The sequence below is a fragment of the Roseivirga pacifica genome (assembly GCF_900111145.1).
GTDB classification, from domain to species: Bacteria; Bacteroidota; Bacteroidia; order Cytophagales; family Cyclobacteriaceae; genus Roseivirga; species Roseivirga pacifica.
The window spans coordinates 791,375-810,875 of sequence record NZ_FOIR01000002.1 but is presented as its reverse complement, the minus strand read 5'-3'; the positions used below and the strand labels follow the sequence as shown (position 1 = coordinate 810,875).

At 42.3% G+C, this 19,501-nt stretch carries 19 protein-coding genes and 3 tRNA genes; 6 read left to right on the top strand and 16 right to left on the bottom strand.

Annotated features, from left to right (window positions below; translation table 11 throughout):
• Positions 1 to 19: 19 nt before the first annotated feature.
• Positions 20 to 1,054, top strand: a complete 1,035-nt coding sequence (lpxK, locus tag BMW98_RS12315; RefSeq protein ID WP_162844730.1) for a tetraacyldisaccharide 4'-kinase — start codon at positions 20 to 22, stop codon at positions 1,052 to 1,054.
• A gap of 21 nt (positions 1,055 to 1,075) precedes the next feature.
• Positions 1,076 to 2,995, top strand: coding sequence for a putative porin (locus tag BMW98_RS12310; protein ID WP_090258883.1), 1,920 nt, complete (start codon positions 1,076 to 1,078; stop codon positions 2,993 to 2,995).
• Between the two features lie 5 nt (positions 2,996 to 3,000).
• Here the strand turns inward: BMW98_RS12310 and BMW98_RS12305 are convergent, their stop codons facing one another.
• Positions 3,001 to 3,903 carry a DUF3078 domain-containing protein gene (locus BMW98_RS12305; protein WP_090258882.1) on the bottom strand — a complete coding sequence of 301 codons (903 nt, stop codon included), beginning with the start codon at positions 3,901 to 3,903 and terminating at the stop codon, positions 3,001 to 3,003.
• Between the two features lie 118 nt (positions 3,904 to 4,021).
• Between BMW98_RS12305 and BMW98_RS12300 the strand changes: the two genes are divergently transcribed.
• Positions 4,022 to 4,627, top strand: coding sequence for a MiaE family protein (locus BMW98_RS12300; protein WP_090258881.1), 606 nt, complete (start codon positions 4,022 to 4,024; stop codon positions 4,625 to 4,627).
• 1 nt (position 4,628) lies between these two features.
• Here the strand turns inward: BMW98_RS12300 and BMW98_RS12295 are convergent, their stop codons facing one another.
• A complete protein-coding gene (locus BMW98_RS12295; RefSeq protein WP_090258880.1) occupies positions 4,629 to 5,195 on the bottom strand; it encodes a PhnA domain-containing protein in 567 nt (188 codons plus the stop codon).
• 69 nt (positions 5,196 to 5,264) lie between these two features.
• Here BMW98_RS12295 and BMW98_RS12290 point away from each other — a divergent pair, with 69 nt between their 5' ends.
• Positions 5,265 to 5,531, top strand: coding sequence for a TIGR03643 family protein (locus BMW98_RS12290; RefSeq protein ID WP_090259453.1), 267 nt, complete (start codon positions 5,265 to 5,267; stop codon positions 5,529 to 5,531).
• A 194-nt stretch (positions 5,532 to 5,725) separates the two neighbouring features.
• On the opposite strand, the gene BMW98_RS12285 is transcribed toward BMW98_RS12290, so the two are convergent.
• A complete protein-coding gene (locus tag BMW98_RS12285) occupies positions 5,726 to 6,040 on the bottom strand; it encodes a hypothetical protein (protein WP_139177538.1) in 315 nt (104 codons plus the stop codon).
• A gap of 236 nt (positions 6,041 to 6,276) precedes the next feature.
• On the opposite strand from BMW98_RS12285, the gene BMW98_RS12280 reads away from it, so the two are divergent.
• On the top strand, positions 6,277 to 7,683 hold the full coding sequence (locus BMW98_RS12280) for an MBL fold metallo-hydrolase (protein ID WP_090258878.1): 1,407 nt from the start codon (positions 6,277 to 6,279) through the stop codon (positions 7,681 to 7,683).
• Positions 7,684 to 7,748: 65 nt separating this feature from the next.
• Here the strand turns inward: BMW98_RS12280 and BMW98_RS12275 are convergent, their stop codons facing one another.
• The 9 genes from BMW98_RS12275 to BMW98_RS12245 all read right to left on the bottom strand — a co-directional run bounded on the left by BMW98_RS12275 (position 7,749) and on the right by BMW98_RS12245 (position 14,750).
• Positions 7,749 to 9,170 carry an RtcB family protein gene (locus tag BMW98_RS12275; protein WP_090258877.1) on the bottom strand — a complete coding sequence of 474 codons (1,422 nt, stop codon included), beginning with the start codon at positions 9,168 to 9,170 and terminating at the stop codon, positions 7,749 to 7,751.
• A complete protein-coding gene (locus BMW98_RS12270) occupies positions 9,152 to 9,676 on the bottom strand; it encodes a tetratricopeptide repeat protein (protein ID WP_090258876.1) in 525 nt (174 codons plus the stop codon). Before BMW98_RS12270 ends, BMW98_RS12275 begins: the two co-directional genes overlap by 19 nt.
• A gap of 315 nt (positions 9,677 to 9,991) precedes the next feature.
• The gene (locus BMW98_RS12265; RefSeq protein WP_090258875.1) at positions 9,992 to 11,086 is read right to left on the bottom strand and encodes a slipin family protein; all 1,095 of its coding nucleotides are present in this window, start codon (positions 11,084 to 11,086) and stop codon (positions 9,992 to 9,994) included.
• Between the two features lie 261 nt (positions 11,087 to 11,347).
• A complete protein-coding gene (locus tag BMW98_RS20480; RefSeq protein ID WP_162844731.1) occupies positions 11,348 to 11,503 on the bottom strand; it encodes a hypothetical protein in 156 nt (51 codons plus the stop codon).
• A gap of 146 nt (positions 11,504 to 11,649) precedes the next feature.
• Positions 11,650 to 11,732, bottom strand: a tRNA-Tyr gene (locus BMW98_RS20475).
• A gap of 232 nt (positions 11,733 to 11,964) precedes the next feature.
• A tRNA-Cys gene (locus BMW98_RS12260) sits at positions 11,965 to 12,034 on the bottom strand.
• A 535-nt stretch (positions 12,035 to 12,569) separates the two neighbouring features.
• Positions 12,570 to 13,130, bottom strand: coding sequence for an aminoacyl-tRNA hydrolase (pth, locus tag BMW98_RS12255; RefSeq protein ID WP_090258874.1), 561 nt, complete (start codon positions 13,128 to 13,130; stop codon positions 12,570 to 12,572).
• Positions 13,131 to 13,193: 63 nt separating this feature from the next.
• Positions 13,194 to 13,796 (bottom strand): 50S ribosomal protein L25/general stress protein Ctc, encoded by a 603-nt coding sequence (locus tag BMW98_RS12250; protein WP_090258873.1) that lies wholly within the window; start codon positions 13,794 to 13,796, stop codon positions 13,194 to 13,196.
• Between the two features lie 12 nt (positions 13,797 to 13,808).
• A complete protein-coding gene (locus tag BMW98_RS12245; RefSeq protein ID WP_090258872.1) occupies positions 13,809 to 14,750 on the bottom strand; it encodes a ribose-phosphate pyrophosphokinase in 942 nt (313 codons plus the stop codon).
• 180 nt (positions 14,751 to 14,930) lie between these two features.
• On the opposite strand from BMW98_RS12245, the gene BMW98_RS12240 reads away from it, so the two are divergent.
• Positions 14,931 to 15,197: a DUF202 domain-containing protein gene (locus tag BMW98_RS12240; RefSeq protein WP_090258871.1), complete on the top strand. Its 267-nt coding sequence runs from the start codon at positions 14,931 to 14,933 to the stop codon at positions 15,195 to 15,197.
• A 2-nt stretch (positions 15,198 to 15,199) separates the two neighbouring features.
• Here BMW98_RS12240 and BMW98_RS12235 read toward each other — a convergent pair whose 3' ends face one another.
• The 4 genes from BMW98_RS12235 to BMW98_RS12220 all read right to left on the bottom strand — a co-directional run bounded on the left by BMW98_RS12235 (position 15,200) and on the right by BMW98_RS12220 (position 19,495).
• Positions 15,200 to 16,249, bottom strand: a complete 1,050-nt coding sequence (locus tag BMW98_RS12235; protein WP_090258870.1) for a BamA/TamA family outer membrane protein — start codon at positions 16,247 to 16,249, stop codon at positions 15,200 to 15,202.
• A gap of 79 nt (positions 16,250 to 16,328) precedes the next feature.
• Positions 16,329 to 17,951 carry a M1 family metallopeptidase gene (locus tag BMW98_RS12230; protein WP_090258869.1) on the bottom strand — a complete coding sequence of 541 codons (1,623 nt, stop codon included), beginning with the start codon at positions 17,949 to 17,951 and terminating at the stop codon, positions 16,329 to 16,331.
• A gap of 229 nt (positions 17,952 to 18,180) precedes the next feature.
• Positions 18,181 to 18,253, bottom strand: a tRNA-Gln gene (locus tag BMW98_RS12225).
• 78 nt (positions 18,254 to 18,331) lie between these two features.
• The gene (locus BMW98_RS12220; RefSeq protein ID WP_090258868.1) at positions 18,332 to 19,495 is read right to left on the bottom strand and encodes a YncE family protein; all 1,164 of its coding nucleotides are present in this window, start codon (positions 19,493 to 19,495) and stop codon (positions 18,332 to 18,334) included.
• Positions 19,496 to 19,501 lie beyond the last annotated feature (6 nt).

Here is a 19,501-nt window from a genome sequence, read left to right as displayed (position 1 = left end):
ATTTAGTCACCGCAAGTTAATGAAGTTCGTTAGATGGATATTCTTTCCTTTCTCTATTTTATATGGCGGGCTTATGAGGTTGCGTAACTGGCTGTACAATAAAGGGTTGAAAAAGAGCTATGGGTTTAGTCAACCCGTAATTGCAGTTGGAAACCTCTCTTTCGGTGGTACTGGAAAGTCGCCTCACATAGAATACCTTATCAATCTTTTGGGTGAAGAATTTCAACTATGCACGATTAGCAGGGGATATGGTAGAAAAACCAAAGGTTTTTTGGAGGCTGAGGCAGAAGTTACCGCTGAGCAAATTGGCGATGAACCATATCAGTTTTATAGAAAATACGGTGCTAGCGTTAAAGTAGCCGTTGGAGAAGATAGGGTGAATGCCATTCAAACCGTGCTTAAGAAACATGCAGGCATCGATTTGTTTTTGCTAGATGATGGTTTTCAGCACAGAAGGGTACAAAGGGATTTGAACCTGCTCCTTTCGGACTATAATGCACCGTTTTATAAAGATGTGGTTCTTCCTGTGGGTAATTTGAGAGAGCCGCGCGTTGGTGCCAACAGGGCAGATGCGGTTTTGGTAACCAAATGCCCTACGGAACTGCCAATTGAAGAGAAAGAGGAAATAAAAGCTCGAATTTCGAGGTATAATAAAAAGGCACCAGTTTTTTTTAGTAGCATAAAGTACGGTGAGCTAAAACCAGTTTTTGCATTGAATAATCTGGCAAAGCAAGTCATCTTAATTTCGGGAATCGCTAACCCTAAGCCTTTTGAAGACCATCTTAAGGAAAGCTTTTATGTGTTGGCGCATTATAATTTCACGGACCATCACCAGTTTGATGAGGACGATTTGACCTCTATATTGGAGCTTACCGAGGCGGAAGGTGTATCTGTAATTACCACAGAGAAAGACATGGTACGACTTTTGCCTTTCGCCACCCACGATTTATTCATGCGTTTTTCACTATTTTATTTACCAATAACAGTTACCATTGATGAGGCAGAGGAGTTTGAATATGCGGTTAGGAAAATCACGGAATCCATTAAAAAGTAAATCGAATTAGTAATTTTGGCCGTGCAAAAAAGCATTCTGGTATTTGTTGGGTTTTTGTTGTTTACTCAGGTGGCTTTGGGGCAACGACTAAGAATGGCTGAGGGCGCTGATGTGAACCGCGATTCTATTGCAGCCATGCGAAATAAAAAGAGCTTGCTCGATACTACGGTAGAGAAAAAGTATGGGGCTAGTAGTACTCGTTTTACATACGAAGCCAACTTTAAGTACAACGATATTGTCTTCTATTCGCCTGACACCTTGCCGGAAAACCTGCACCGTTTTGACGATCTGGCCAAAAACGATTATCTCATCCAAAACTTAGGGAATATCGGAACTGCCATGAGGCAGCTTTTCTACAACCCAAGTGCAAATTCTGGTATCACCTCCGGATATTACGTTTACGATCAGTTCTACACTACGCCAGACCAAATCAGATATTACGATACACGGTCACCATTTACTAAAATTGAAACAGACTTTGGTGGCGGAAACCGCAACCGAACCGATATCATCTTTACGTTTAATGATAGCATTAACTTTAATATTGGGGCCAATTACAAGATAACACGCTCTGATAAGCAGTTGGCTTATTTGGAAAGAGGGGACAGGCAAATAGAAAGTACCAATTGGAATGTTTTTGGTTTTCTTCGCCCTAAAAAGTTACCCAAGTACTTACTACTATTTAACACGACTCATTTTGTGCACAAAGCTGCGGAGCAGGGCGGCATTTTTATTAATCCAGAAGATGAAGAGGATGGATATTTTAAGTACGAAGAACAGAATGTGATTCTGGATGAAGCTCGTAGCTACGACAAGCGAGGCAATATCCACATCTATCAGCAATATGGCTTAGACTCTATTTTTGAGGTGTATCATTCGGCAACGTTCGAAGAGCAAATAGTACGCTATTATGATGAGTACGATTTGAGTACTCGCGATTCATTAATGTATCACAGAGGCGTATCTAATATAGAACGCGAAATTGACACACTGCAAGAGCGTTCCACTTTTACCGAGCTGATGAATGAAGTGGGTTTTAAAGGTCGGACCAAGACTTTTTCTTATACGCTTTACTATAAGAATAGATTGCTGAGTTATAACCAAGCGAGAAATGGTGCTACAAGAGATGTTACAGAAAACTATTTTGGGGGTACGCTAAGGCAGAACATAACCAAAAAGATTCTGCTGAAAGCTTCGGGCGAACTTGGCCTTGATGGTAACTATTCTTTGGTTGGTGATTTTTCTAGCAGCCTTTTTAGCGCTGAATACAAGCGAGTGAATAGAAGGCCTAACTTTTTAATGACCAGCTATGCTGGTCAGCAGGAGAACTGGATCAAGCGCTTCGATAATGAAGTTTCGGATAATATTTACGCAGAGTTTAGGTTTGAAATGGGGGCTTTGAGGTTGGAGCCATTTCTACGGTTTAACCGCATTGCCAATTACATGTATTTTGATGAAAATAGGCGGCCAGACCAAGCCGGAAGTGATATTGTGATTACGAGTCCGGGAGCTACAATTGGTTTGCAGATAAGTAAAAAATGGGCGTTTTATACTACTTCGTACTTTACCCAAGTTACTGGAGGTTCAGCGGAAAAGTACCGTGTGCCTAAGTTTATGAACACGTCACAATTGGCTTATCGTAATATGCTGTTTGATGGTAAAATGATGATCCACACAGGCCTTGAGTCACACTTTAGAAGTTCGTATGTGCCGTATGCCTATGATCCAACCATTCAGCAATTCTACTTACAGAATGATTTTAGCCATGATTCATTCGTAAAGCTCGATGCCTTTTTGAACTTTAAAGTAAAAAACCTTAGCATTTTTGCTAAGGTTAGTCACTTCAATCAATTAGAAGAAAAAGGTTATTTTATTACACCTGACTTTACCGGAACTCGATTTACTGTCGATTTGGGTGCCAGGTGGTATTTCTTCGATTAAATCCTTTATTCAGATTTCTTGAACAAGTTGAAATTCACACCCATGTTCAACACATGCTTGAACTGAATTTCTCTTGAAGATGTACCGTCTCCTTGGTCAATAAGAATGTCGTCATCGTAAATCAACTGGGTTCCGAAGGTAGCGTTAAACCAGCTGTTCACTTTCATTGTAAACAGGGTTTCCCAGTTCACATCCACATTACCGAAAGAATCGTATGCGGTAAAGAAGTTGGCAGTTGTATTAAAAGAGATGTTCTCTGCAATTGGAATGTCGAGTGCAAGTAAAAGGTTTGTACCAAATTCAGCTCTAAATTTCTCACCCGGGTCAACACCAAAGGCCCCTTGGGCGGAAAGTACATCATCGGAAACGAAAGTGAATTTACCTGCTGCAGGAGCAAAAGAGGCTGTTAAAATGTCGTTTGGCTCATAATCTATACCCAAATTAATATTTAGGTACCCCGGTGCCATAAAATCCGAAATCTTGGTTGAAATTTCTTCGCCAGGGTTGTTTGGGTCTTCGTCAAAGCGATTACCCTCCAAGAGCTGAGTTCTGAAAATTCCGATGATACTGTAAGACCATTTAGGTGCAAATTCATGCGCGTAACGCGAGGCTAGAATTAATTTATCATCCGTTTTTCTAAAATCTTGATCGCCAACTTTTGCCCCACCAAGAGCAAAATCGAATTGATTCATCCAGGTTGCTTTGCCTTTAGTGCGTGTAACCTTGGTAAAATAGACAGTTCCAAGTGCAATAGAGTTTTCACCACCGGCAGCCCAGTTGGAAAGCCCAACATTTGAGAAGTTAAATCCTAGTGAACCTTCTTTTTTAATGCTTACAGTATCAGCGTTTTGGCCGAAAAGCGTTGTGGAAAAAGCCAGTGTTAGGCAAAGCAATATGAGTTTCTTCATAGTTTTGTTAGATATAATGCTAGTCAAAAATGTTCTTATTTTATGATTCTGCCAAATGGCTGGCCATTTATAATGTGGCAACGTTTACAATCTTGGCGTAATGGACTAATTTTGAGCCATGGAGTTAGAACTGAAGAACTACACACTTGGTTTAAAATTACCGACTGACCCGCGTTGGGCAAATATTGCCGAAATGAACATTGAGGACATTTTAGTAGATCATGCTTATTGCGAGCAAAAGGCTGCTACCTCGTGTATTTCGCTTATTGTGCAATATCCTGATAAAGAAGCGCTTGTTGATGTGATGACTCCTGTTGTAGCCGAAGAGTGGAGCCACTTTGAGCGAGTTTTAGAGCAGCTGAAAAAGCGTGGAATGAAGTTGGGTAAACCGCGTAAGGATGAATATGTAATTAGAATTCAGCAAATTTTAATTAAGGGAGGGAAGCCTGAGGAGCGACTGGTAGATAAGCTTTTGCTAAATGCCCTTATTGAAGCACGCAGCTGCGAGCGTTTCAAGAATTTGCATTTGAATATTGCCGATGAAGAACTAAAGAAGTTCTACTTTGAATTAATGGTGTCTGAGGCAGGGCATTACCGCAACTTTTTAGCATTGGCCAAAGAGTATATGCCAGAAGAATACGTGATGAATCGCTGGCAAGAATTTTTAGAAGAAGAGGCTAAGATTATCAGTACGCTAGAAGTGCGTGGCGATAGAATGCACTAAGCTATTTCTTTACATACTTAGTCAAGATGTATATGGACTGGCCGTTTACTTTGCCTAAAATGTGCTCAGGGTCGTCTGCCACTAGCGAAATATTACGTACAGCTGTTCCTCTTTTAGCGGTAAAACCAGCACCTTTTACGTTCAGGTCCTTTATCAATACCACGCTATCACCGCTTTGCAATTCCACTCCGTTGCTATCGGTTGGTTTTGGCGCATTTTCCGCTTCAAGCCCAGCTTTTGCCCAAGCCAATGTTTCATCATCAAGGTAGAGCATATCGAGTAGGTCAACTGGCCATCCTTCGGGTTTTAACTTTGTGAGCATGCGCCATGCCAATACCTGCACAGGTGGTTCTTGGCTCCACATGCTGTCGTTTAAACACCTCCAATGATTGGCATCAATGGTCGCATTTCCTTCGATTTGACTTTGGCAGTTTTGACATAGAAAAGCAGCTGTATCCATGGTAAGGTCAGTTTTGGGGCTAACCACATAGGTAGATGGGTTTTCGGTACTGCCACATAATTCACAAGAGTGATTGCTTCTTTCTGCTAAGCTGTTTTCGATGCTCATATGCTTGGTGTTTGGCTGCAAAACTAGAAAAACTAGTGAACAATTGTGGAAACAGAAGCTTTTAGCTGCATGGAATTTTCAGAAAGAGAAATGGACCGGTTAATCGAAATGGCGTGGGAGGATAGAACGCCTTTTGATGCCATAGCGGCACAGTTTGGAGTAGGCGAGGGTGAGGTGATAAAACTGATGAGGAGAGCAATGAAATCTTCTTCTTTTAAAATGTGGAGAAAACGGGTGCAAGGCAGAAAAACAAAGCATTCAAACAGGCAAGAAACTTTGCGGTTTAAGTCGACAAGACAGCGCAACATATCTAACAACCGCATAAGCAAGCGGTAAAAGAACAGAGCCGGAATCCACACAACGTATTTGCGTGCCTCCGACTCTGAAACTTAACTAAACTAGAGAGATATTCATGTAACTATTTAGCGGTTACGCAGCGCTACAATAGTTTTTTATACAAACCAATGCGTGCTATATAGTTAACCCTCAGAGCTTTGGGGTTAGTATATAACTAGTTGAGAGTAAATTGATTAAATGTGCAGCTTTAGCTGCTGGTAGATAAGGAAAAGCTTATGGCCTTGACTGTTGTTCAATTTGCTATCTAACGCTTTGTTAGCAGCGGAAGCGTGGTGATTAAGCCTTTGTATGCTGGAATAAGATGCAAGCGCCCCGTTAGAGAAATCGTCATCAAAACTTGAGTGATCAACCGTTTCCGACTCTATGGTTTGCTCAATATCTGCCTTAAAGTTTCGCGACTTATATGAGTCGGTAGAGCTGCATAGCAAGAGCACTGTGCAAGCCGCCAAAGCGATAGAAAGACAATATAGTACTTGGCGTTTCTTCAAGGTTTGTTGTAATCGGAATAAATGTACTAGCCATATAACGAATACCAAACCTATAAATGTAAAATTATCTTAAACTATCCATGAACACGTTTTAAATGGTTATGGTGGGTTGTTTTTAGTTATGAATTGCACTTTTAAAAAACACTGACTTTTATCAGTTAATACGGTAACATAAGTTACGCTTTGCGAGCGTAAGAGGTGAGAAATTTGGGTATCACTTCGAAAATTCTTGCAAAATGAAAATAGATCAGATTTACACCCAATGTTTGGCCGAAGCGGCTTATTACATTGAAAGTGGGGGAGAAGCCGCCATTATTGATCCGTTGAGGGAAGTGCAGCCTTATATAGATATGGCCGAGCAAAATGGCGCCAAAATTAAGTATGTGCTGGAAACGCATTTTCATGCCGATTTTGTTTCGGGACACATAGATTTAGCACAAAAGACTGGGGCTACAATAGTTTACGGGCCAACGGCTCAGCCGAATTTTGAGGCTCATGTAGCCGCTGATGGTGAAATTCTTTATTTGGGTGGTGTTAAAATTAAGGTGCTACACACGCCTGGCCACACAATGGAGTCGTCTACTTTTTTGCTGATTAATGAAAGCGGTAAAGACTACGCAATATTTACTGGCGATACTTTGTTTTTGGGCGATGTTGGCCGGCCTGATTTGGCGGTAAAAACCGACTTGTCGCGTGAAGACCTAGCAGGTCATTTATTCGACTCGTTAAGAGATAAGATTATGCCGCTTGCTGATGATGTGATTGTATACCCTGGTCACGGGCAGGGTTCGGCTTGTGGTAAAAATATGAGTGCCGAAACCGTGGATACGCTGGGTAATCAGAAGCGCTTTAACTATGCTTTGCGCCACGATATGACTAAGGAAGAGTTTGTAAAAGAAGTGACTTCAGACCTAGTTACACCTCCACAATATTTCCCTAAGAATGCGGTAATGAACAAAATGGGCTACGAAAGCATAGATGAAGTGCTTGCTCATGGTGTTATTCCATTGTCGGCAAAGGAGTTTAAACAGAGCATTCATAAAAACAAAGCATTGGTGATTGATGCACGGCCGAAGGAGGCATTTGCAGAAGCACATGTTCCGAATGCATGGTTTATTGGTTTGGACGACAACTTTGCTCCGTGGGTTGGTGCCTTGGTAACTGACCTTAAAACTCCAATTGTTTTTTTAGCAGACCATGGTAGGGAAGAAGAAGTAGTGGTGCGCTTGAGTAGAGTAGGTTATGATAATGCGATTGGTTTTTTAGAAGGAGGAATTGATGCATGGAAAGATGCAGGAGAGCCGGTGCAAAGTGTGGAGCAGGTGAGTGCTCAGGAGTTTGAAAAGCTATATAGTAAAGGTGCTAACGTATTGGATGTAAGGAAAGAAAGCGAGTTTAAGTCGCAACACATTGAAGGTGCCAAAAACTTTCCGCTAGACTTTATAAACGAGCATATAGATGAGCTACCAAAGGGTGAGAAGTGGTACGTGCACTGTGCGGGTGGTTACCGCTCTATGATTGCTAGCTCCATCCTCAAAGCTAGGGGCTTTAAAGTTGTGAACATAATAGGAGGCTTTAAGGCCTTGGTTGAAGATACGGACCTGCCAACTACGGAGTTCAAAGAGCAAGTCACTATGCTTTAGTGATGTTGATTAACTGACAGAGTTGATGGAAAAAGCCCCCTGCGATACGCGCAAGGGGCTTTTGATTAGTCAACCTCTCCAAACCTTTCATCGCCACACATACGGACGATTTTTGGTTCGAAAGTACCGAGTACATCCACCAAGTCGGTTTGCTGTGCCATTACCTCATGGATGTTTTTATACACCTGAGGTGCCTCGTCCAAACCAGAACCGATCAATGTGACTCCGGCCTTTTTGATGTGCTTCTTCACTTCCTTTTTAGAAAGCGTTTGCTTGGCCCTGGTTCTGGAAAGCACCCTTCCGGCTCCATGCGAAGCCGAATTGATAGATTCCACATTCCCTTTGCCTTTCACAATAAAGCCCGGTGAAGTCATCGATCCCGGAATGATTCCTAAAACACCTTCGCCTGCTGGTGTAGCACCTTTTCTATGTACAATGATTTCCTTTCCATCCGCACCTTGCTCTTTCCAGGCAAAGTTGTGGTGGTTTTCGATCAGTGCCAGTGGCTGTTCACCCAATGCAGCAGCGAGCCTATCGTGGATTTGGTGATGGCATGCCGAAGCATAATCACCTGCCAGATTCATGGCTTGCCAATATTCCTGACCCGCTTCGGTATCTAAATCCAACCAGGCCAGATGTTTGGCTTCTCCCGGTAATTTGGTCATATCCATGGCCAGCTTGGTGTAATGCCTTGCGATATTCGCACCAAGTCCCCTCGATCCCGAGTGGGAGAGTACCGATAGATACTTGCCAACAGGCAGGTTGAATTCATTGATCTCCGAATGGATCTCGGTAATACCAAACTCCACAAAGTGGTTACCGCCTCCTGAAGAACCAATTTGCTTCCAGGCTCTGTCTTTCAATGATTTCAATACATTGATTTCATTAAAAAGACTCCTGTCTAACACCTCATGGTCTTTTGGTCTTTTAAATACCGCCTGACCGAATTTGGTGTTATCTATTAACATAGCTTTCAATTCATCAGTGTTCTGATGGATAAAAGCAGGAGGGATGTCATACATGGTCATGCACATTCTGCAGCCAATGTCTACGCCAACTCCATAAGGAATCACAGCATTTTCTGTAGCTAGAACACCACCAATTGGCAGTCCGTAGCCATGATGTGCATCTGGCATTAGTGCTCCGTATTTAGTCACTGGCAATTTCATAGCGATCTCCATTTGGTTGATAGCCCCTTGCTCAATGCCCTCTGCTCCATATATATTATATGGTATGCGTTTTTCCCTCAAAGCCAGTGTTTCATTGTGTTCAGTTTTGATAATCAGCGCCATCGCCACAGGGCCCCAGACCTCATGTTTTAAGTAAAGACCAGGGTTTCCGACCACCTTTTTCAACATGGCTTTTTTATGAAGTATGGATTTGCCTTTGAAGTGCTCTTCCATAGCCTTTATGGCTTCGCCAATGGCTCTGCCTTCAGGGAATCCGAGCTTTCTCAGGTCTTTCCCAGTTAATTTTCTCGTTGCCATAATTTCCAACGTTTCTTCAATCGTTTATACTTATTTCGCTTGATGTGGTCTTTCAAATCGTCCACATCGAAGTTCTCAAGGGCTTGCATCATACCTTTTCGGTAATGTGCAATGGCCTTGTTGAACTGACCTTGGGCTTCGGCCACTTTGCCTAGGTTTTCATAAGCAAAGGTTTTGTTGAAGCCTTCAACCTTCATGGCTTTATGCATAAGGTTTTCCAGACCAACGTATTTCTCATTATCCAGATAGAGTTGAGCGAGATTAACATAAGCACTTCGGTAATCTGGCTTAAATTTTATTGCCAGCAAATAATGCTGTTCAGCTCTCGCTTTATCATCAAGGCCGTATTGAAGTAGGCAAGCCATTCTAAAATGAAGTTTGGCACTACCAGGTTCTTCACACAATCCTCTCTCAAACCATCTTTTGGCTTCATCGTCTTGGCCATTATCTATAGCTTGATCCGCCATCTGAATAATACTTTCTATGTATTCTTCGTAAATGTCCATTTTCGTTTGAGAGGAATGCCCAAGCTTTTGACTTTAAACGTTTACGCCTCGTCATTCTGAACTTGTTTCAGAATCCGTTTGGGTTGATACTCATTCCATTAGACCCTGAAATAAATTCAGGGTGACGGTGCAAGAGGTACATGGCGAGAGCATCCCTCAGTTTTTATGTAATTGTTTCATATTCGTTTTACCCTCTCTTTGGACGTCATTCCCGTGAACCTGCCTGTCGTCAGACAGGAACGGGAATCTCATAAATCATTTGGAGATCCCCGCCTACGCGGGGATGACATACCATTAGAGTTGCAGGTAGACCAACTATCTAGAGAAAACCTCTTTCAGTTGATCTACCACCTGGTTACCGCCAGAAAGAGAGATGTTGTTGATCTTATCAGCGATTCGTTCAACGTATTCCATCTCCTTCAACTTGAACAACATGTCGTTGTCTTCCATCAATTTGGCGGTGTTCAACAAGCTTCTGGTAGAAGCTGTTTCTTCACGTCTGGTAATCACGTTGGCTTGTGCTTGTTTTTGCGCCACCAAAACTTGGTTCATGATGTTTCTCAATTCACCGGAAAGTATGATGTCCTTGACACCACTATCCCTGATTTCAATTCCCAGAGTTTCGGCTTTGCTCTTCAGAACTTCCAGTACATATTCTGCAATCGCAGATTTTTGCTCTAATAATTCGTCAAGCGTATAGTTGCCAATGTATTCCCTCAAAGCCAACTGCATCAATACATAGAGCTGTTTTTCAGCATCTTTGTTGTCGATAAGGAATTTCTCAATATCAACCACTTTGTATTGGCAGTAGAAGTTGATTCTCAAACCAGCTTTGTCTTTGGTGAGAATTTCCTGACCAGAAACTTCCATTTGAAGCTTCCTCATATCAGCCTTCAAAACATTGATGGCTGTGGTGTTTTTCCAGAAGTAGTAAGTGCCTTTATCAAGCGCTTTTTCCAACTTTCCATCTATCATCAAGAGTCCTTTTTCGTAAGATTCAACTACGTAAACTCTGATGTATCTTAGCAAATCGGTGCTGGTAAGTACAGCTTTGCTAATGTCTTGAGTGATGTTGAAATCGCTCAGGTCTACTCTGGTGAAAGAGTATTCCACCAAACCTTTCCAGAAAGCATACTTTCCTACAGTCAAAACTTGTTTGAACTTGCCGTCAGCATATTGAATGACAACCTCATTGTCTCTCACATCTACTACTTCAAGCATTGCAGCCAATTCTTCATCCCGCAAAAGGATGTTTAAGTTTTTAGAAGAGTAGAACTGATCGGTAAGGTTGTAAACCATTACAGTGTCCGCTAGCGATAACCAAGTAGTACCTGCGGTGATCACTTTGCGGTAATCTCCATTTCTGAAAACCAAACCGACTTTTCCATCGTTGATTCGTATTCTTTTCATTTTTACAATGGTTGTGAGGTTTCCCTCGGTTAAACATTTATTTATCGCTATTGGCCAAATAGTTTCGTTTTATGAAAGGTTGAACAGTTTGCCATCTATCGAAAGCGAGGTGTCTATTGAGTCTGAATTCAGAAGTGAGTTCCAGAGTCAGGGGAATTTGCTTTGAACCGAAGTTCGCAACATCTTCTTGTGACAACAGAAGTCAAATCTTGCATCGGGCGATATCCTAAACCACCTTGGCTTTTTCAAAACTTTCCTCATCTACCGAAGTAGGCGAGGGGCAAGCTGAACATTCCTTTCAGTATTGGCATCGGTTTTTAAAGAAGACCCGATGAACTTCTGAAAATGGAAACCTAATCCATTTACCATGTTAAAAGCATGGTGCTCTACCAACTGAGCTACTACCCCATTTCTCATTCAATTGTGGGGTAGGGAGGATTCGAACCTCCGACAAGCATGGGAATATGTCCTCAAGCTAAGTAGCATACCGAGACTTACTAGTTCGGCACTATGGGGCTTTACTGAAACCCTCATCAGGCCTTATACCTGAGGATTATATTCCGTGGAAATGGTAGGATTCGAACCTACTGAGCCAATGGCACTGGTTTTACAGACCAGCATAACTCTCCATCGTTATCGCATTTCCATTGAGGTCATTGTCCCTTTCAGTTGGCGATCAACCAATTGTTGGGTTCAATGACCCGCTATTTACATTGGAGCTTTTTCAAACATCATAGCCCGAACGAAAGGCTATTTAGGGGCTTTAACCCTTCTCCAAGTTGAGGAGACACTCGTTCTGCCTCTCCTTTAGCTTCTTGCACTATCTCGCCCTTCGGGCACTCCTCCTGAAAGGAGGAGAGTGGATATCCTTCACTTTGAGTCGGGAATCGGATTCGAACCGATGGTGTCAGTTTTGCAGACTGATGCCTTACCTCTTGGCTATCCGACAATAAAAAAAGCCCGGTCTAATGCAGACCGGGCTTTTCAATGCCGCGCTTATGTACGGTATTGTCAAGTCATATGCTTCCCGGTCTTATTTTGCAAAAGACATAGTTCATCAGCCATAAAATCAATCTGATTTTTATACCCTAGGGGTGATAGCCATATGTCTTCTAAGCGAATTGTCATCTTCTGCGTTTCTTAATTTTTTAAAACAAAAAACCCGAACTAAAAGTCCGGGTTGTAAAATTTCTTATCGAAAGTTATTACTTCCCCGAACTGCAATCATCACATAGGTCATAAGCTATTGTTACCTGTGGTAGAACTGCTTCGCTATGTAAGTTTTGCTTTTTCATTTCGTTGTTATGGCTGCAAATGTACTGAAAAGGATTTTGAATTTGCAAGTGCCTGTGTTTCAGATGGTAATTTTTGATGCTTTATATATAATAATTAATCATCTGTAAATCAGGTAATTATATTGAGTGAAAAATTTTCAAAAAAATTCAATATCACTATTAAGTTGAGTAACCGCTTAAGCAATTAATTAATCATTGTGCTCATTCATTGTGCGGGTTATGCCAATGGTACAGAAACCATAAATCATTTCGATTGCCTTGTCCATTGCAAAAGGAAGCTCGTCAAACTCTTGTTGGGTGAACTTGCTCAACACATAGTCTACCTGCTGTCCTTTGCCAAAGTCATCGCCAATGCCAAACTTAAGGCGTGGGTAGTTCTGTCCACCGGTTAGGTCTTCAATGTTTTTAAGTCCGTTGTGTCCGGCACTAGATCCTTTGGCACGCATGCGTAATTTCCCGAAGGGTAGGGCAAGGTCGTCTACAATTACTAGCACATTTTCTTTCGGTATTTTTAGCTCTTGCATCCAGTATTTCATAGCCTTACCACTAAGGTTCATGTATGTAGTGGGTTTAATTAGGTGGATGGTGCGGCCCTTGTGTTTGCATTCGGCATGATAGGCCAGGCGACCCATTTCAAAAGTTACGCCTTTTTGGTCGGCAAGTCTATCGAGGGTTAAAAATCCAATGTTGTGTCTGGTGAGCTCGTATTCTGCTCCAATGTTTCCAAGTCCTACCACTAAATACTTCATGCTGCGAAAATAAAAAATCCTACCCGTTTCGGGGTAGGATTTATAACGAATGTCGTTTTTGAATTACTCTTCGCCAGCTTCATCTTCAGCAGCTTCAAGCTCTTCGGCAGATTTACCTCTAAGTGCTCTTGGAATAGCTACGTTAACAACGGTTACAAGTGGGCTTGTCAAGAATTCGAAATCTTGAGTAGGAAGCTCTCCAACTTTGATAGCTTTACCAATTCTCAAGTTAGTAACATCAATTTCGATTACTTCTGGCATGTTCTTAGGCAATGCAAGTACTCTCAATCTTGGGTTCTTCACGATCAAAGTACCACCATTCTTAACACCTATTGCGTTACCAGTTGCTTTTACCGGAATGTCCATTTTAATAGGCTTACCAGCAAATAGTTGAAGCAAATCAACGTGCAACAACATTTCACTAACTGGGTGCCACTGAGACTCTTGAACGATGGCTCTGTATTCAGTTCCTTCGATGTTTAATTTGATGAAACATGCTTCTGGAGTGTACAATACAGGTCTGAATTGGATAGCAGGAGCGTAGAAGTGCACTTGCTCGTCACCACCGTAAAGTACGCCTGGAACGTTTCCTTCTGCTCTTAGTTTGCTCGCCTCTGCCTTTCCGAGATTTGCTCTTTTAAACCCTATAATCTCTACTTCTCTCATTTTAATATATGTTTAAATAAATAGTTGACTTATTGATCCATCCGTAGTGATGTTCTTAATGGCTTTTGAAAACAATTCAGCCACAGTTAATACACGGATTTTTTCAGATTCTTGCGCTAAAGGAATTGTGTCTGTTACTACGAGCTCCTCAAGCACAGAGTTTTCAATGTTTTCGTAGGCTTTTCCTGAAAGTACTGGGTGAGTACACACCGCACGTACAGAGGTGGCGCCTTCTTCCATAATAATTTTTGCAGCCTTGCATAGCGTTCCCCCTGTATCAACAAGATCATCTACCAAAACTACGTTTTTGCCCTCTACATTACCGATAATTCGCATTTCGGCAACTTCGTTTGGTCTTTTTCTGTGCTTATCGATAACCACCATTTCTGCGTTGAAATGCTGCGCAAAAGATCTGGTTCTTTTTACTCCTCCAACATCTGGCGAAGCGAAAAGTAGGTTATCCAGATTAAGCGCTCTTAGGTAAGGCACAAAAATAGCCGAACCGTCCAAGTGATCTACCGGTATATCGAAAAAGCCCTGAATTTGGCCAGCGTGCAAGTCACAAGTCATGATTCTATCGGCACCAGCGGCAGTCAAAATATTGGCTACTAGTTTGGCTCCAATGGCTATTCTTGGCTTATCTTTTCTGTCTTGACGGGCATAACCGAAGTAAGGCAAAACAGCAATTACCTTATAGGCACTTGCTCTTTTAGCGGCATCAATCATTAAACAAAGCTCAAACAGGTTGTCGCTAGGAGCGTGAGTTGATTGAATTAGAAAAACATTTGCACCTCTGATTGACTCAGTATAGTAAGGTGCCATTTCACCATCAGAGAATTTCTGAAGTTTAATTCCGCCTAAGCCTTGACCGAAGAATTCTCCAATCTTTTTACCTAGTTCTGCTGAACCGTTTCCTGCAAAAATTTTGTGTTCCTGTGGTTTGTTTTTCACCATGCCGAATTTTGAGTCGCAAAGGTAGGAATTTAATAAATAAAATCGAGACTGACCCTTAAATATTTATTATTTAAGTTGTTGAAATTTAGACTTGCAAACAGTTTCGGTCAAACCAAGTGTAACTTGGGCTACAAAGTTAAGCTGTTCCCTTGTTAAATTGCGCTTAGTTAATGGATTGATATGGAAAAACAGACATTGGGTAGAACGGACGAACTGGCGATGGAAAGAACCCGTTTAGCGAACGAGCGTACCTTTTTAGCTTACTTCAGGACCTTTATCGTATTCTTGAGTTCGGGTTTTGCCATTTTAAAAATCAGTGCATTGGAGGAAATAATGACAGTGGGGTACATGCTGGTTGTAATTGCTCCTGTTTTGCTCATAACAGGGTTGCTTAGGTTTTTACATGTACGCAAGCAACTCAGAAAACACTATTACACAGGAGTGTGAATTTAGAAGGATTCACCAATTCTGAAATAAATACCCCAGTCGCCATCCCCAACGGCAGCGTCTAATCCAATATTCAGGTGATTATCCGGAAATGCTGTAAAGCGAAAGCCGGCTCCAACTCCTGGTAGTAGTTTGCCATTATCGGCCGTATTAATGCTTTCCCAAATGGTAGCCAAGCCAGCAAAGCCAACAATTCCCATTCTTTCCCTAAAGTTCCATCGGTATTCGCCTTGCAAAGTGGCGATATTGTTGCCTCGGTATTTGCCCTCAGTATAACCTCTAATGTCTAGTTGACCGACAATGAATTGTTGCTCGAAAGCGAGATTTCCAATGCCTATACCTAGTTTTCCGCGTAGCGCCAATACATCTGTTTCTTTAATGGCTAGGAATTTATTGAAGTTGATTTCAATTTTTTGGGTTACAAATTCATTGTCGAAAAATTCGGGTGTGGTGTTGAAGTTAATGTCTAAAATGCTTCCGCTAAAAGGGTAGTATACATTATCGCGCTCATCGTTTGAGAACGAAATGGCCAATGAGTTGAAGGTTGTTTCGTCAGGGTCTGGGGATATAGCGGTATTGGTCTCTGTTTTTCTATAAGCGTATCGCAGGCCGGCAAACAGGTCTTTGTAGATTCTTCTTTCGGCCTTTACCATTAAAAAGTCAATATCTGTGGTGTAATCCACAAACTCGCTTATATCGTCCATATAAAACTGAAAACCGTTCATACCTACACCGCCACCACCGGTAAAGCGCCACCTGTCTTCATTCAAGAATATTTTGCTAAAAACAACGCTGGCCCAATTGCCTTCAGTGGAGTAAACGCCTGCCAAGCCTGCCATTGACTTTGGGGAGATGGTGTCGTTTTTATTGGCTCGGAACATGGCCATTGGAACGGCCCCAATAAAAAAACCACCTGTTCTGCTGTAGTTGATGTAAGGAACTGGCTTAAACTCTAAGTTTTTGTCTTCTTTTGGCGTTTCGGTTTGAGCTAAAAGGCCGGTGGGAATAGCAAGGAGAAGTATTATTGAAGAGGCAAGCCTACAGATGTGCATTGTGGTTTTTTACTCAATATAAGTTGCCTCTTCTAAATAAAGTAATCCGCTTGGGTATTTTTAGAAGAATGGTTTTGCTTTATCTGCTTTTGAGAACCGCAATGTAATAATTGGGCTCTACAATAAGCGTTGTTCCGTCCACGGGAATACTATTCCATTGACTACGAGGCTCAATGCGCATGCTCTTTCCATTAACTTCAACATCTACTGGCATATCGAAAGATGAGATAGTGTTGATCCAACGGTAGTAAAGCTTGCCATCTTTGAAGTAATATTCCAGTGTTGCCAAACGCCTGTCGCGAAGGTATTGATCGAAGAAGGCATTTAGTTCTAGTCCTAAGAATTCGGCCATGTAGTTTTCCAATGCTTCGGAAGTAACAGTTTGATGGTAGAACTTTTCACCCAAGGCCCTCAGCATGCCACGCCATTGTTCGTCATTATTTACGATGGTTCTAAGAGTGTTGAGCATGTTGCCGCCTTTGTAATAAACATCGCCTGGGTAGCCACTATAGTTTACTCCATATGGGCCAATCATTGGTTTGTTGTTGCCAATGGAAGTTCTGGTGCCTCGCACATACTCTTGGCCGGCTGCCTTACCGAAATGATAGTCTAAAAATAGGCTTTCTGAGTAATTGGTAAAGCTTTCATGAATCCACATATCCGCATGGTCCTTATGGGTGATGTTGTTAGCAAACCACTCATGACCTGATTCATGGACGATAATGAAGTCGAATTTTAAGCCCCAGCCCGTTGTGCTTAGGTCGCGGCCGAGGTAACCGTTTTCAAAGCGGTTGCCGTAAGTTACAGAGCTTTGGTGCTCCATGCCTAAATAAGGCGCTTGCACCAACTGGTAACCGTCTTCATAAAAAGGGTAGGGGCCAAACCAATGCTCGAATGCATCCAGCATTCTTGGTACTTCAGTAAACTGTTTGCGTGCTTTTTCTTCGTCTACTTTTAGTGCCCAGTAAGTAATGTCTAAATCGCCTTTTTCGCCAGCATATGTCTCTTTCCAGCTTACATAGTTGCCAATGTTTAGGTTCACTCCATAATTGTTGATAGGGTTTTTAACCTGCCAGTGAAAGGTTTTGGTTTTCTTTTTTCGGTTGCGTTCAGTGCCAATCAATCTGCCGTTCGAAACATCCGATAGGTGTTCGGGCACCTCTACACTAATGTCCATGCTGTCCACTTCATCGTACATATGGTCTTTGTTGGGCCACCAAACCGATGCGCCTAAGCCCTGATTGGAGGTGGCGATAAAGTCGTTGCCATCTGCGTCTTTCTTCCAGCTAAAGCCACCGTCCCAAGGAGCGCGAACGGCTTCTTTGGGCTTGCCTTCGTAGTGCACCACAATTTCGTTTACAGCACCAACAGTTTGGGGCTCTTTTAAAGTCACGAAATGTGCATTGCCTTCCGATTTGAATGAAAGTTCAGTGCCGTTTTGAGTTACTTTGGTAATGGTGAGTGGTGGTTGCAAGTCAACCTGCATTACATTATGCTGCTCCAAAACTTTGTAACGAATGGTGTTGTTGCCGGCAATCCATTTGTTCTCAGGTACAACTTCTACTTGTAGATGGTAATAGGTTAGGTCCCACCAAGCGCGCTCGGGGGTGATGCTACCACGTAGTGAATCTTGGCGCGTAAATTCTTGAGCGATTGAAGAGATGGAAACGAAGAGTAAGGCAAAAAGTAGTTGAAAACGCATGCTTTAAATTTTGTGGAAGATAGGCAGAAAGGGTTTGTGGTAAAAGACAGAATAGCCTAAATGGAGCTGAAGTCTATTTAGCTTTCAAGGATGAATGATATAAGGTTTTAGTCTTGTCAGTTACAAACTGGTTTTACAGACATCCTCGAAGCCATCGATGGTAAGTTGGTGAAGGAGATAGCACTTGAAAAGGCATAAAAAAAGCTCCACATTTCTGTGAAGCTTTTTGTTGGTCTACTAGGGCTCGAACCTAGACTCTTCTGAACCAAAATCAGACGTGTTGCCAGTTACACCATAGACCATCCTTGAATTGGGAGTACAAAAGTAGTAGTCGTTTTCTTATTTAAAAACCTTTTCAGGAAAAAAATCAGAAAAATTTCTCACTCCTCAATTTTCCAAAAAGCTATCCCTCCGGCTTGCTTTCCAAGATTTGCAGTGCTCACCACTTTAAGTGTTTGTAAGTCAATTACATCTACTTTTCCTGGGTCGCCACCAATTCCCTCAACCGATACAAAAGCGTATTTTGAGTCAGGAGAAACAGCTACACCGTGTGTTACTTTTTGGCTGTTGTCTAATCGGGCTACTTCTTCGCCAGTGGTCAAATTCCATATACCGGTTTTAGCTGCCGTTTTGTAAGATACTACCATAAACTTACCATCAGGCGATAGGTCTATATTGTAGGGGCCTTTATCTGTTTTAAATTTTCTAAGCGGCTTCCAAGTGTCCGTGTTAATCTCCAGTACTTCGTCAGCGCCATTCCCAGCCACATATACTAGGTTTTTGCTAGGGTGTGGGCTAACCCATGTAGGTTTGAATGCTGAGTGTTTCATGCCGCCCATAGCACCATGGTTCATTTTGCTGTGATCCATTTTAGAATGATCCATTGGTTCCTCCTCTTTTTCGTGTCCCATGGCCGCATGATCCATCTTTGAATGGTCCATTTCAAGCATTTTGGAAGCCTCATCAAGATCAAGTGTATTGGAAACTTCTAGGTTAATGGCGTCAATTTCAAACAGTTCGCCCGACATCATGGCTACAGAGTAGTGTTTCATGCCGTTGGCAGAAAGTCTGCTGCCATGCGGCATAGCACCAGTAGTAATTTGGTCTAGTTCCGTCATGCTGGCTACATCTACTACTGAAACTGTGCTTGGCACCATGTCACCGTGCAGGTTGAAGTTTACGCAGTAAAGAAGCCCTGTGGCCGGAGAAACCTGCATGGAGGCAGGGAAGAGGCCCAATTGCGCAGTACCAACCACTTCATCTGTTCCGGTTTCGAACTTGTAGAGTGTTCCGTAAGGATTACCGTGTGCTAAACTCAGGTACCAGTATTTGCCTTCAGGGCCAACGGTAATGCCGTGCGGGCCTTCAATTTCGGCAGGCCAAACACCTACGGGAATGTTTTTGATGTTCTCCGCTTTTTGGCCATCAAACTTAATTACGGCTACTTCATCTTCCGATTCGGCCGTAACGTAGATGTAATAGTCTTGCGCAAAAGCGGTAAAGCTTAAGGCCAATGCCATTAAAAACAACGATGCCTTTCTCATTTCTTT

Excerpts from the sequence above, each read along its gene's own strand:
- lpxK (WP_162844730.1), top strand. The coding sequence starts at position 20 with ATGAAGTTCGTTAGATGGATATTCTTTCCTTTCTCTATTTTATATGGC.
- BMW98_RS12305 (WP_090258882.1), bottom strand. The coding sequence starts at position 3,903 with ATGAAGAAACTCATATTGCTTTGCCTAACACTGGCTTTTTCCACAACG.
- BMW98_RS12300 (WP_090258881.1), top strand. The coding sequence starts at position 4,022 with ATGGAGTTAGAACTGAAGAACTACACACTTGGTTTAAAATTACCGACT.
- BMW98_RS12295 (WP_090258880.1), bottom strand. The coding sequence starts at position 5,195 with ATGAGCATCGAAAACAGCTTAGCAGAAAGAAGCAATCACTCTTGTGAA.
- BMW98_RS12290 (WP_090259453.1), top strand. The coding sequence starts at position 5,265 with ATGGAATTTTCAGAAAGAGAAATGGACCGGTTAATCGAAATGGCGTGG.
- BMW98_RS12280 (WP_090258878.1), top strand. The coding sequence starts at position 6,277 with ATGAAAATAGATCAGATTTACACCCAATGTTTGGCCGAAGCGGCTTAT.
- BMW98_RS12275 (WP_090258877.1), bottom strand. The coding sequence starts at position 9,170 with ATGGCAACGAGAAAATTAACTGGGAAAGACCTGAGAAAGCTCGGATTC.
- BMW98_RS12270 (WP_090258876.1), bottom strand. The coding sequence starts at position 9,676 with ATGGACATTTACGAAGAATACATAGAAAGTATTATTCAGATGGCGGAT.
- BMW98_RS12265 (WP_090258875.1), bottom strand. The coding sequence starts at position 11,086 with ATGAAAAGAATACGAATCAACGATGGAAAAGTCGGTTTGGTTTTCAGA.
- BMW98_RS20480 (WP_162844731.1), bottom strand. The coding sequence starts at position 11,503 with ATGAGAAATGGGGTAGTAGCTCAGTTGGTAGAGCACCATGCTTTTAAC.
- pth (WP_090258874.1), bottom strand. The coding sequence starts at position 13,130 with ATGAAGTATTTAGTGGTAGGACTTGGAAACATTGGAGCAGAATACGAG.
- BMW98_RS12250 (WP_090258873.1), bottom strand. The coding sequence starts at position 13,796 with ATGAGAGAAGTAGAGATTATAGGGTTTAAAAGAGCAAATCTCGGAAAG.
- BMW98_RS12245 (WP_090258872.1), bottom strand. The coding sequence starts at position 14,750 with ATGGTGAAAAACAAACCACAGGAACACAAAATTTTTGCAGGAAACGGT.
- BMW98_RS12240 (WP_090258871.1), top strand. The coding sequence starts at position 14,931 with ATGGAAAAACAGACATTGGGTAGAACGGACGAACTGGCGATGGAAAGA.
- BMW98_RS12235 (WP_090258870.1), bottom strand. The coding sequence starts at position 16,249 with ATGCACATCTGTAGGCTTGCCTCTTCAATAATACTTCTCCTTGCTATT.
- BMW98_RS12230 (WP_090258869.1), bottom strand. The coding sequence starts at position 17,951 with ATGCGTTTTCAACTACTTTTTGCCTTACTCTTCGTTTCCATCTCTTCA.
- BMW98_RS12220 (WP_090258868.1), bottom strand. The coding sequence starts at position 19,495 with ATGAGAAAGGCATCGTTGTTTTTAATGGCATTGGCCTTAAGCTTTACC.